Origin of the sequence: Exiguobacterium sp. KJ 601 (assembly GCF_027161185.1) — a bacterium.
GTDB lineage: Bacteria > Bacillota > Bacilli > Exiguobacteriales > Exiguobacteriaceae > Exiguobacterium > Exiguobacterium profundum.
This window is the reverse complement of the sequence record NZ_JADHZG010000001.1, coordinates 394,091-405,567: the sequence shown is the minus strand read 5'-3', so window position 1 is coordinate 405,567 and position 11,477 is coordinate 394,091. Positions and strand designations below refer to the sequence as shown.

The following is an 11,477-nucleotide window of genomic DNA, read 5'->3' as shown; positions in this document are numbered from 1 at the left end:
CTTTTTCATAGGTCAAATGCTTGTTGAATCTGTGCCGCTGTCTCCTCTGGACTTAAGTTCGTGTTATCGATCCGGAGATAATGCTCGACGTCTAACTCCCCGGGACGTGAGTTCAATCGATACATCGTCGCCGTCTGCTTCAGTTCCGCTTCGGACCAAGCGATGTCACGTTTCGACGGTTTATGGGTGAGGCGGTTCTCCGTCGTATTGCGCGCGAGCCGCTCCTCCATCTCGGCCTCGAGCTCGACGTAATAGATGTCCGCCCCGTGTGACTCGAACAAATCCGTCACTTTCTTCACGTAATCCCAGTCCTCCTGCATGTCAAACGCCCAGACGAACGTGAAAATCATGCCGGGTAGATCACTCTTGGCGACCGCCTCGAACAGTTCTTGACGAAAGTGTTGGACGAGTCGTTTCCCTTCCGGCGTCCCGTAATTGAAGAACGGTCCGACGAGGTCGATCGTCATATGATTATGGAATAATTTCAGTCCGGTTTTGTCGGCGAGCGCCTGCCCGACCGTCATCTTGCCGACGGCTTGTGGACCAAATAAGATGATGAATTTCATTGGATTTCCCCCTATATCTTTTGAAGATTTTATCATGTGACTTAAAATGTGTGACCCCTCCAAAATATTTGTTTACCTCTTTCCAAATGAAGGAATAAGCATAGCATCGAACTTTATGGAAAGAAGGTGCCCCCGTGACTTGTCCCCACTGCGGAAAGAAGACACGATCGAAAACGGTCTGTCCGACGTGTGGCCGCCGCTCACGTCGCACGATTTGGTTATTTGCCACTCCATTCGCTATCGCACTCATTGCCTTTGTCACCTTCATTGGAAACGCCTATTTCAAGGACATGCTGCGTTCGTCCGACTCGCTCGCCGATCAGGTCAACTTGCCGATTGGGGAAGATACGGTCTCCGCTGACGAAGCGACACCGGTCGACTTCGCCGCCTTACAGGACAGCCTCTTCACCGTCAGTTACGGAACGGGATTTTTGGTGAGCTCACGCGATGTCGTCACCGCCGCCTCGAATGTGGCCGGGTTGACGAATATCATCATGTACCATGACGGTGAGGCCGTCTCCGGCACCGTCGTCGGTCGGACGAAGCTCATTGCTGTCATTCGAATTGAAGAGACGGAGAACACACCATACACACTCACGCAAGCGATCGCCGCAGAGGACGAGACGTTGACCACATTGACGATGCAAGAACGCATCAACGGTACGGTCACATTCGCCGAGAACGGCTATAGCCGAAACTTTGAATTGCCACGTCATGCGTATGGCAGTCCACTTCTTTCAGCATCCGGGCGAGTCGTCGCCATCCATTTGCGTGGGATCGCCTTGCCGACCGCACTATTTGAACAAGACATCCGGACGTTCATCGCAAAAGATGCACCGGCACCGCCACCTATCGAACTCGCACCGGTTGAACCGATCAAACCGGATTTGACAGAAGAACCGGTCGTCGTTCCGGAAGCACCCCCTATTCCCGATGCGCAACCTGAAATCCCACCGGCCACTGAACCGGAGGCGCCGGTCGAGGAAGAAGTCGAAGAGGAAGTTGTGGAAGAGCCCGAACCGACGACACCGGAAGAGCCTGCGGAACCGCCAAGTGAACCAGAGGAACCGACGGACCCACCGGAAACGGAAGAGCCGATTGAAGACGATCCTCCGGTGACTGAGCCGGAGGAACCGAGCGAACCGGAAGAGCCAGCGGAGCCAGAAGAACCGACGACGCTCGAACCAGACGGGGATGAGGGCTCCATCGTCGAAGACGATCCGGACACTGAAGAAAACATAAATGAAGAAGAAAACGACACAAGCACTCCATCCGAATGATGGAGTGCTTGTTATTCGTCACGTGTGAAACGTCGTTGGAGATTGCCGAGCACCGCTCCTAGTCCGAGTAATAGAATCGACAGCGCCCAGAACGGGAGCGCGTCTTGCAATAACCAGACGACGAGGGCACTGAAGCCGACGACGGCTCCAAGCCATAGAAAGTTCCGTTGTCCCATGTCATTCACCTCGTCCTCATCATAACACATCGACCCGACGTGCCGTCGCTTGCGGTGGCAAGGAGCGTGTCAACCGTTCATCATGCTCGACTCGAACCTGTTGTCCGATGAGAAGCGGTGTCTCATCCAAAAGAGGTCTCGCTACATGAAACACGATGCCGTCAAACGGTTCTGCTTCCCGCGTCGGCGTGACGCGGATTTTCTCATCCATCACCTCTGCGACATATCCAGTGAACGTCGCCATGCCATTCCCCTCCTTTCCAGTCTTTACTTTCCATTTCCCGTTTTTGCAAAAGATGTTACTCGACTGTGACAAGAACAAGTATAATAGAGCGACACTAGTACTTGTGAGGAGGACACCCTATGACACAAACGATCGATTTACACACCCCAGAGTTCCAGCGCACGTTCCTTGAGATGATGCTCCTCGCAGAATTAACGGAAGCTTATAACGCTGAAGCCATCAATGACATGGCGACACGGGGCGAGACCGCGTTCCCGGACGACCCATTCTTCCCGGCGATGCGTGCTTATCCATATATTCGAGAAGGTGACACCGATTCGGCCAAACCGTGGCTCGAGAAAGCGAGTTCGCTCGGTGACCACTACATTCTTCATATGTTAAAAGGATTTGTCAGTGAAGACACCGGGTTCACGTTCGAGGCTGAACAACACTTTCTCCGTGGCGTCGAACGCTATCCGGATGTCCCAATCATGCATCGCGCCCTTGCCGTCCACTACTTCGACCGCAAATTCCATGGCGAGGCCGGTCTTCATATCATGAACTATGTCCGGCTTGCCGGATTTGGTCCGGACACCGTCCCGATGTTGCTCGAATTTTTCCAAGTGTATGACGACATTCCGCTCGATATGGTCGATGAACTGATGAAGACGGCGAGTGGTTACTTAACATTAAACCCACATGACCCACATGCCCATTCCTTATACGCGTCTATGTGTAGCCATCGTTTCGCTGCACTGACGGCCGAGTTGAAGGACGATGACCCGCTTACCGATGAGATGATTTGGATGCTCCTTGAAGTCGAGAATCACGGGATGTGGAGTGCGACCTATGACCGCAGTGAAGAGCGAATGTTTCGCCATATGTTCGCGGAATACGTCGATAACGTCATTCTTCCGAACACGTCACAGTTTTATGTATGGCGCCTCCGGTTGCGTTACTTGACACGTCGCCTGACACACCGCTTCACGGGTGGCTACTCTGTACCGACGTCATGAAAAAACATCACGCCAGCGTGATATGCTCCCCAATAGGTAGACAGATGAAATAAAAAATCTGTTTATCTATTGGGGAGTGTTTTTTATGGCGAGAAGTCGGCATACAATCGAACAAAAATTGAGTGCGCTGCGCATGATGGAAGAAGAAACATATACTTGGAAGGAAATCATGGGGGCTCATGGCGTCTCTAGGCACACCCTCCAGGTGTGGAAAGTGAAATTCGATACCGGTGGGATCGATGCGTTGAAGGAATCGAAGGCATGGAAATCTTACACCAAGGAACTGAAAATCGCGGCCGTCCGCGACTATCTCGATGGGTTCACTAGAATGGAGGTACTCTCCAAGTATCAGATCAGTAATTGGTCTGTTCTTCGTAAATGGATTAAGAAGTATACTAGTCATAGCGAGTTAACAGATTCGAGAAAAGGAATGGATCGAGCTATGACAAAAGGAAGAAAAACTACATTCGAAGAGCGCCTTGAGATCGTGAAATATTGTTTGGAGAATGGACGCAACTACCAGCAGACCGCGGAACAATTTCAGGTGTCCTATGCCCAGGTCTATGGCTAGATCAAAAAGTATGACACGGGCGGAGCAGAGGCGCTCGTGGACCGCCGTGGGCGTACGAAGCCAGAGGACGAACTAAGCGAAGAAGAGAAGCTTAAGCGCCGTATCCAGCAAATGGAGCTTGAGAACGAACTTCTTCGTGCGGACATCTTGTTCCTAAAAAAGTTAGAGGAGATCGAGAGGATGTCGTGATCAGCCAGGTACGGCTACAGCAACGATATATCGCCATCAAAGAATTAAACGAAGAGGAGGCCCTTTCGATCGTGCTCCTCTGTCGAGTCGCCGGCATCTCACGGGCAGCCTATTACAAATGGTTGAATCGTACCATACCGGTGCGTCAAGAAGAGAACGAGAAGCTTCTGGAGGACATCCGTCTACTCTATGACCAGGCGAACGGCACATACGGGTACCGTCGGATCACGATGACCATCAATCGGCTGCGCCGGCAACAGAGCCTGTCCCCGTTCGAGGAGGGGCGTTCATGCAACAAATTGTGCATGTCAGGCTTCCGTTTTTGCAACTCATACATAAACATACACCAATTGTGACTTTTTCTAACATACTGTAAAAGAAGAGAAGGAGGCCTCCATGAAAATCAAAATTGATATTGACCCGGCCTACGAAGACACTCCCATGGTGACCATCCAGGCAAGCCAGTGGACCGAAGAAGTAGAGACGATTGTGCGGCATCTGAAGGAACTCGATAAATCAGAAGGTTCACCGAAGCGACTTGTAGCTGTAGACGGCGAGGGGTCTGTGATCTTGCAGCCGAGTGAGATTGACTATGTCTATTCGGCAAATCGAAAGGTGTACGCGCAGATGCAGACGAAAGCGCTAGAGTTGAAGCTCAAACTATATGAACTAGAAGAATTCTTGACCAACTACAGCTTTATTCGCTTCTCCAAATCGGTCATCGGCAACATGGACCGGATTGACAGATTCGAACTATCGTTCAACGGAAATCTGTGTGTCTTTTTTAAATCCGGTAATAAAGAATACGTCACACGAAGCTATGTGCAGCATCTGCGCAAGCAATTAGTGGAAGGAGGTGGCGGCCGTGGTGAGTAAATTGATTGTCCGCATGTTTGGTGGATTTGGTGTAGGGGCTGTGGTGACGCTCATTGCGCTTGTTGTACTGAATGATCCCGAAGATACCGTTTCTTCTCACCTGATTGCTCTGAACTTACTCGGCAGCATGTTGATCGGTGCGTACTTTAGCATAAGCGCTTTATTATTCGAAAGAGACGAGTGGAGCATGTTGAAGCAGACCTTGTTTCATTATGTAACGTCGCTGATTGTGCTGTTTCCTGTCTTTACTTGGCTCACAGGTTGGGTTCCACTCACACCACGTTCACTTGCCATTGGATTTGTATTTTTCACAATCACCTACATCCTCAACTGGCTCGGCTGGTTTACGTACTTTAAGCAAATGGAAAAGCGCATGAATGAATCCTTGCAACAACGAAAATAAAGGGAGGGAACAAATATGATCGAGATTCAAGGCGTCCGCAAGAACTATGACAAACGGCAAGCGCTTGACTCAGTAAACCTCGATATACCGAGGGGAAGCTGCTTCGGTTTGGTCGGCCCGAACGGAGCAGGAAAGTCGACGCTCATGAAGATTTTAGTCGGTGTGGTGGAAGACTATGAAGGAGATGTCCTTGTGCAAGGAGCACCATTTAAACAGAATGTCACAGCCATCAAACGGCGCATCGGTTACGTCCCGCAAGACATTTGTTTAGAAGAGACGTTGACGGCGCGTGATAACTTGCTGTTCTTCGGAAGGCTGTATGGGTTGAAGGGTTCTAAGCTTCAAGAACGCATACAACAGGTACTCGCACTAATCGGTTTAGCTGATCGAGAAAAATCCCTTGTCCGCACCTTCTCTGGAGGGATGAAGAGGCGATTGAATATCGGATGTGCCTTACTTCATGATCCGGACATCATTGTACTCGACGAGCCGACAGTAGGCGTCGATCCTCAGTCACGTTGGGCCATCTTCGAATTGATTCATGACTTGAAAAGGCAGGACAAGACGATTCTTTATTCCAGTCATTACATGGAAGAAGTGGAGCAGTTGTGTGACACGATAGGGTTTATAGACCAAGGAAACGTCGTCGAATACGGAACCATGCAAGAGGTTCTCGCCAAACACCGACACTCGGCCATCTATTTGGAAGGTCCGTCCGTGACGCGAGAAGGGTTAAACGGATACGAGGGTGTGACTGCGCGGGATAAGGGGTTTGTGATTGAGAGTGCAGAACCTTTACGTCTTCTGGAGCGGATCGCCAAACAGTTTGCCGCTGAGGCCATCATTCCGGAACGCCTTGAACTCAGTCAAGCGAAGCTCGAGGACATCTTCTTCAAGCTGACTGGCACGCATTTACGCGACACGAGACAGGAGGGAGTGCAATGAACGCGATTGCCTTACTAGAGCTGAAAAAGAAGACACAGGATAAGGGACTATGGTTTTGGACATTTCTGTTACCCATCATCTTCATCGTCGGCTTTATCACGTTATTTGGAGAGAGCATGGGTGCAGAGCCCGAGCAACTTGTCGTCCAGATCGTGCCGGGGTATACAGTCATGTTCTCGTTCTACATCATGATTTCCATCGTCATCGCGTTTATCAAAGATCGCGACAGTGGCATGACGGCGCGTATGGCCAGTACACCATTGTCGCGGATGGAGTATTTCCTTGGCAAATGGTTGCCGTTCGTCGCAGTGGTCTTGTTACAGATCATCGTGCTGTTCGGGTTTGGTGTAGTTGTCTATGACCTTCCTCTCGGCGATCCGGTGGCGCTCGCTGTACTCTCTGTCGGCCTGGCGTTTGTTGCGACAGGCTGTGGAATGGCGATGGCAGTGCTCGCCAAGACGGAAAACATGGGAATTGCTCTCACGCAAGTCATTGCTCTCGGTGGTGCAATGCTCGGTGGTCTCTGGATGCCCGTTGAATTTATGCCGGAGGTGATGCAGAACATTGCGAGGTTCCTACCACATTACTGGGCACTGGAAGGCTACAAGACCGTGCTCTTGGAGCAAGGTACTCTACTAGATGTTTGGGCATCTCTAGCAATTCTTGTGGTTTTCGGAACAATTTGTATCGTCACAGCGCTCGTATTCTATCCGCGGTACTTGAGGCAGGCGAAGAGTTAAATGAACAAAAATCAACCCCAGGGGTTTTTGAACTGCTCCCCGTCAAGTAGACAGTAAAAAAGAAAAAAGGGTAGACCTAAGCTGCGACCTGGTATCGATACTGATATGCTCCCCAATAGGTAGACAGATGAAATAAAAAATCTGTTTATCTATTGGGGAGTGTTTTTTATGGCGAGAAGTCGGCATACGATCGAACAAAAATTGAGTGCGCTGCGCATGATGGAAGAAGAAACATATACTTGGAAGGAAATCATGGGGGCTCATGGCGTCTCTAGGCACACCCTCCAGGTGTGGAAAGTGAAATTCGATACCGGTGGGATCGATGCGTTGAAGGAATCGAAGGCATGGAAATCTTACACCAAGGAACTGAAAATCGCGGCCGTCCGCGACTATCTCGATGGGTTCACTAGAATGGAGGTACTCTCCAAGTATCAGATCAGTAATTGGTCTGTTCTTCGTAAATGGATTAAGAAGTATACTAGTCATAGCGAGTTAACAGATTCGAGAAAAGGAATGGATCGAGCTATGACAAAAGGAAGAAAAACTACATTCGAAGAGCGCCTTGAGATCGTGAAATATTGTTTGGAGAATGGACGCAACTACCAGCAGACCGCGGAACAATTTCAGGTGTCCTATGCCCAGGTCTATGGCTAGATCAAAAAGTATGACACGGGCGGAGCAGAGGCGCTCGTGGACCGCCGTGGGCGTACGAAGCCAGAGGACGAACTAAGCGAAGAAGAGAAGCTTAAGCGCCGTATCCAGCAAATGGAGCTTGAGAACGAACTTCTTCGTGCAGACATCCTGTTCCTAAAAAAGTTAGAGGAGATCGAGAGGATGTCGTGATCAGCCAGGTACGGCTACAGCAACGATATATCGCCATCAAAGAATTGAACAAAGAGGAGGCCCTTTCGATCGTGCTCCTCTGTCGAGTCGCCGGCATCTCACGGGCGGCCTATTACAAATGGTTGAATCGTACCATACCGGTGCGTCAAGAAGAGAACGAGAAGCTTCTGGAGGACATTCGTCTACTCTATGACCAGGCGAACGGCACATACGGGTACCGTCGGATCACGATGACCATCAATCGGCTGCGCCGGCAACAGAGCCTGTCCCCGTTCAATGAAAAGCGGATCTATCGCTTGATGCATATCCATGGGATCCAATCGATCATCCGCCGGAAGCAGAAGAGACATAAGAAATCAACGCCACAACATGTGGCCGAGAACCTGATGAACCGAGAATTCAGTGCATCCCGGCCAGACGAGAAATGGTGCACCGACGTCACCGAGTTCAAATACGGCGCCGGGAAGAAGGCCTACCTGAGCGCGATCATCGACCTGTATGACGGCTCAATCGTCGCCTATCGCATCGGGAGGTCCAACAACAACGGGCTCGTGTTCCATACGATGATGCCAGCCATCGCGGGGCTCCGTACAGGAGCACGTCCGATGATCCATAGCGACCAAGGGTTCCAATATACCTCGAGAGGGTTCAAACGGATGGTAGAAGACGCGGGCATGACCCGAAGCATGTCCCGGGTCGGACGTTGCATCGACAATGCGCCGATCGAGAGTTTTTGGGGCACCTTGAAAGTGGAGATGTACTACTTGCGTGAGTTCCAAGCATATAGCGAACTCACATCGGCCATCGAGACCTACATATCGTTCTACAACCACGATCGTTTTCAGAAACGACTAAACGGCTTGAGCCCTGTCTACTTGACGGGGAGCAGTTCAGCGCGGCGTGATGTTTTTTGTTTATCCGGCATACGGTTTAATCGGTCCGCTCAGGCTGAACGAGTAGTCCTCCGGATTGACAATCCCGACGACTTCGTCGCCTTCAAGTAACTCCCATAGGAATTCTGCCATCTCGCGCGCCGTGTGATACTTCGCGACGTTCTCACTGTAGTCGAATCCTTCCGTATCGCGAGCCCGGTTGGCGAAGCTCGTCTCCGTCGCGGCCGGTGCGAGTACTTTCGCCCGAAGTTTGGCCCCGCTCTGCTTCAACTCTTGTGCGAGTCCTTCCGTATATGCACTGACGAAGAACTTCGTCGCACAATATGTGACTGAGTTCGGGACGATTCGATATCCCCCGACAGACGACACGTTCAACAGTTGTGCCCCTTCGACGTCATGATAATCTCGAACGTATAGACTCGATAAGACGGTGAGTGCCTCGATATTCAAACGAATCATGTTCTCGATTTTACCAAGGTCGACGTCCTTGATGAGATCTGCATCCCCGAATCCTGCATTGTTGATCCACGTCTCGATGTCGAGGTCCGCAAGCGATTCATATAATCCGTACACGTTCTCGCTATATGATAGGTCGGTCGATTTGATGATGACGTCACTGTCCGACGAGATCGATTTGATTTCATCGCGTAACGACTCCAACTCTTCTTTTCGTCTTGCGACGAGCACGAGCGACTTTCCCTTTTCAGCGAGCAACTTCGCTGTCTCATACCCGATACCTGAACTGGCTCCTGTAATGACCGTATACTTCATATAATCCACTCCTTTTTGTCGTTTACCTTGTTGTTGATTCCCCACTTTCTTCATCGCGAATCGTTCCGATGTGAACGAAAAGCCCTGACTCCAAGGAGACAGGGCTTTCAACTTATGTCGTGAATCGACCAATCAGTGTCTGCAGGTCACTCGTCATATTGCCGAGTGATTCGGCGACACCGTTCAATTCTTGAATCATCGCGAGTTGGGCGTCAGCCGTCTCACCGACCGTACGCATCGTGTCGGCCATCCCTTCACTGTCTTGTGACATTTGAAGAGAGGACGTTGCGACTTGTTTCGTCGTCTCCGCAATCTCATGCGAGGCGATGCGGATATGTGACGTATTATCGACTGATGTCTCGAGCTGACTGACAATCTGTTCGAACGCGCGTGTCGCTCGTTCGAGCAACAACGTGTTCGTCTCGACGCGTTTCGCACTGACGACGTGTTGGTCGAGAACGGCGTTCGACTGTGTCTGAATCGACTCGATCAACCCGGCGATCTGTGTCGCCGACTGCTTCGACTGCTCGGCAAGTTTACGCACTTCTTCTGCAACGACGGCGAACCCTTTTCCTTGCTCACCGGCACGTGCCGCTTCGATGGCCGCGTTCAATGCCAACAAGTTTGTCTGGTCGGTGATCGATTGAATGACCTCGGTAATAAGGGCGATCTCGTCAGACTGTTGCTTCAATGCCGAAATCGATTCTCCCGTCAGACGTGTCTCCCGCTCCAGTGCGAGCACCTCGTCTTTCGCCTGAGCCATCGTCGCACCACCTTCTTCGGCGAGCTTCAAACTCTGTGACACATCATCGTTAATCGAGCCAATCGATCCAGCGATACGACCGATGCCTTCATCGGCAGCAGCCACCGCTTGAGATGTTCCAGTCGCTTCTTTCGCCTGCGCGACCGTTTCTTCCACGACTCGGTCGATGAGACGTGTCGTTTCCTCCGTCTGTGACGCCATCTCTTCCGTACTCGCATACAGTTCTTCCGATTGTGCTGTGATTTCCTGTGCGTTTTGGGTGACGCGGTCAATGAGTTCACGCAAATTACCCTTCATGCGGTTGAAGCCGGTCATCAATTGTCCGATTTCATCTTGTGTGAGCGCCTGAAGATCCTCACGTGTCAAATCACCTTCCGCGACTACTTCTACTTCTTTCGCTAAGAAACGGAGCGGTGTCGTCACCATACGGCTGATGGCATATCCGGCGCCCATCGTCAGGACGAAACTGACGATGGCGATGAAGACCGAGTACCAGAAGGCACGCTGACTCGCTTCTTGGAGCTCCATCTGCATCGCCAACATCTTCTCTTCCGTCTCGGCCTGCAATGCGTCTCCGGTCGATGCGATCGATTTCGTCACGTCTGGCATGAGACGTAGTGTCAAACGATCAATCGCTTCTTGATCTTTTGAGTCGATCGCCGTGATGGCTTGAGTCGCCAACTCGTCATATCCAGTCGCATATTCGAGTAACGATTCAAATTCTTTTCGTTCGGACTCGTTGTCCGCGAGTTCGATCAACGATTCGATGGCGGCTTTCTTCTCTTCTCCACCACGAGTGATTTGTTGTTTCCGTTCATCGTCTTGTACGAGCACATACCCACGAACCCCATACGCCTGGCGCACCATCCCGAGCGCCAAATCGTCCGCCGCTTTCATCTTCATGACATCATTTGAGATCATCTGTTCATACTGACTCGTCATCCGATCGAGCGTCCACAGATTATAGGCCATCCCGACCAATGTCAGAATCAGGATCAAGCCGACACTTGCCATGATTTTTCTTGATAACGTCCATTCGTTCAACATCTTTTTCACGTACTACGAGGAGTAATCTCCTCTTCCACCTCTTTTTCTCTCTATTTTTATGTATTGCCTTTTCTTTATCGGACACAACAGCCTAATTTGTACCAACAATTTGAAATTCATTTATGTATTGACCTATCTTTTTATTTTTTGTACTGGGCACAAAAAAAGAACCAGA

Annotated in this window: 11 protein-coding genes and 2 pseudogenes; 8 read left to right on the top strand and 5 right to left on the bottom strand. The window is 50.6% G+C overall.

Features of this window, described 5'->3' with window-relative positions; genetic code table 11:
- Positions 1-5 precede the first annotated feature (5 nt).
- Positions 6-566: an AAA family ATPase gene (locus IRJ25_RS02170; RefSeq protein WP_214779529.1), complete on the bottom strand. Its 561-nt coding sequence runs from the start codon at positions 564-566 to the stop codon at positions 6-8.
- 134 nt (positions 567-700) lie between these two features.
- Between IRJ25_RS02170 and IRJ25_RS02165 the strand changes: the two genes are divergently transcribed.
- Positions 701-1,846, top strand: coding sequence for a hypothetical protein (locus tag IRJ25_RS02165; protein WP_264092871.1), 1,146 nt, complete (start codon positions 701-703; stop codon positions 1,844-1,846).
- Between the two features lie 11 nt (positions 1,847-1,857).
- Here IRJ25_RS02165 and IRJ25_RS02160 read toward each other — a convergent pair whose 3' ends face one another.
- Together IRJ25_RS02160 and IRJ25_RS02155 are read right to left on the bottom strand one after the other, a co-directional pair.
- Positions 1,858-2,022 (bottom strand): hypothetical protein, encoded by a 165-nt coding sequence (locus IRJ25_RS02160; protein WP_012727200.1) that lies wholly within the window; start codon positions 2,020-2,022, stop codon positions 1,858-1,860.
- A 19-nt stretch (positions 2,023-2,041) separates the two neighbouring features.
- Entirely contained in the window at positions 2,042-2,266 is a 225-nt protein-coding gene (locus IRJ25_RS02155) for a hypothetical protein (protein WP_196431157.1), read from the bottom strand.
- A gap of 119 nt (positions 2,267-2,385) precedes the next feature.
- On the opposite strand from IRJ25_RS02155, the gene IRJ25_RS02150 reads away from it, so the two are divergent.
- The 7 genes and pseudogenes from IRJ25_RS02150 to IRJ25_RS02120 all read left to right on the top strand — a co-directional run.
- Positions 2,386-3,261 (top strand): hypothetical protein, encoded by an 876-nt coding sequence (locus IRJ25_RS02150; RefSeq protein WP_074035961.1) that lies wholly within the window; start codon positions 2,386-2,388, stop codon positions 3,259-3,261.
- Positions 3,262-3,346: 85 nt separating this feature from the next.
- A pseudogene (locus IRJ25_RS02145) lies at positions 3,347-4,308 on the top strand (helix-turn-helix domain-containing protein); the annotation flags it as partial.
- 154 nt (positions 4,309-4,462) lie between these two features.
- Positions 4,463-4,897: a LytTR family DNA-binding domain-containing protein gene (locus tag IRJ25_RS02140; protein ID WP_269317674.1), complete on the top strand. Its 435-nt coding sequence runs from the start codon at positions 4,463-4,465 to the stop codon at positions 4,895-4,897.
- Positions 4,890-5,300 carry a DUF3021 domain-containing protein gene (locus IRJ25_RS02135; protein WP_215112343.1) on the top strand — a complete coding sequence of 137 codons (411 nt, stop codon included), beginning with the start codon at positions 4,890-4,892 and terminating at the stop codon, positions 5,298-5,300. The genes IRJ25_RS02140 and IRJ25_RS02135 overlap by 8 nt, the downstream gene beginning before the upstream one ends.
- 15 nt (positions 5,301-5,315) lie before the next feature.
- Positions 5,316-6,245: an ABC transporter ATP-binding protein gene (locus tag IRJ25_RS02130; RefSeq protein WP_269317673.1), complete on the top strand. Its 930-nt coding sequence runs from the start codon at positions 5,316-5,318 to the stop codon at positions 6,243-6,245.
- The gene (locus IRJ25_RS02125; RefSeq protein ID WP_074033236.1) at positions 6,242-6,985 is read left to right on the top strand and encodes an ABC transporter permease; all 744 of its coding nucleotides are present in this window, start codon (positions 6,242-6,244) and stop codon (positions 6,983-6,985) included. The genes IRJ25_RS02130 and IRJ25_RS02125 overlap by 4 nt, the downstream gene beginning before the upstream one ends.
- 168 nt (positions 6,986-7,153) lie before the next feature.
- Positions 7,154-8,700: pseudogene (locus IRJ25_RS02120) on the top strand (IS3 family transposase); the annotation flags it as partial.
- Between the two features lie 42 nt (positions 8,701-8,742).
- On the opposite strand, the gene IRJ25_RS02115 reads toward IRJ25_RS02120, so the two are convergent.
- Positions 8,743-9,492 carry an SDR family NAD(P)-dependent oxidoreductase gene (locus tag IRJ25_RS02115; protein ID WP_269317672.1) on the bottom strand — a complete coding sequence of 250 codons (750 nt, stop codon included), beginning with the start codon at positions 9,490-9,492 and terminating at the stop codon, positions 8,743-8,745.
- A gap of 112 nt (positions 9,493-9,604) precedes the next feature.
- A complete protein-coding gene (locus tag IRJ25_RS02110) occupies positions 9,605-11,302 on the bottom strand; it encodes a methyl-accepting chemotaxis protein (RefSeq protein WP_269317671.1) in 1,698 nt (565 codons plus the stop codon).
- Positions 11,303-11,477 lie beyond the last annotated feature (175 nt).

Bases quoted from the DNA above. Each gene is read 5' to 3' on its own strand.
- IRJ25_RS02155 (WP_196431157.1), bottom strand. From the start codon at position 2,266: ATGGCGACGTTCACTGGATATGTCGCAGAGGTGATGGATGAGAAAATC.
- IRJ25_RS02140 (WP_269317674.1), top strand. From the start codon at position 4,463: ATGGTGACCATCCAGGCAAGCCAGTGGACCGAAGAAGTAGAGACGATT.
- IRJ25_RS02170 (WP_214779529.1), bottom strand. From the start codon at position 566: ATGAAATTCATCATCTTATTTGGTCCACAAGCCGTCGGCAAGATGACG.
- IRJ25_RS02160 (WP_012727200.1), bottom strand. From the start codon at position 2,022: ATGGGACAACGGAACTTTCTATGGCTTGGAGCCGTCGTCGGCTTCAGT.
- IRJ25_RS02150 (WP_074035961.1), top strand. From the start codon at position 2,386: ATGACACAAACGATCGATTTACACACCCCAGAGTTCCAGCGCACGTTC.
- IRJ25_RS02125 (WP_074033236.1), top strand. From the start codon at position 6,242: ATGAACGCGATTGCCTTACTAGAGCTGAAAAAGAAGACACAGGATAAG.
- IRJ25_RS02130 (WP_269317673.1), top strand. From the start codon at position 5,316: ATGATCGAGATTCAAGGCGTCCGCAAGAACTATGACAAACGGCAAGCG.
- IRJ25_RS02115 (WP_269317672.1), bottom strand. From the start codon at position 9,492: ATGAAGTATACGGTCATTACAGGAGCCAGTTCAGGTATCGGGTATGAG.
- IRJ25_RS02110 (WP_269317671.1), bottom strand. From the start codon at position 11,302: ATGTTGAACGAATGGACGTTATCAAGAAAAATCATGGCAAGTGTCGGC.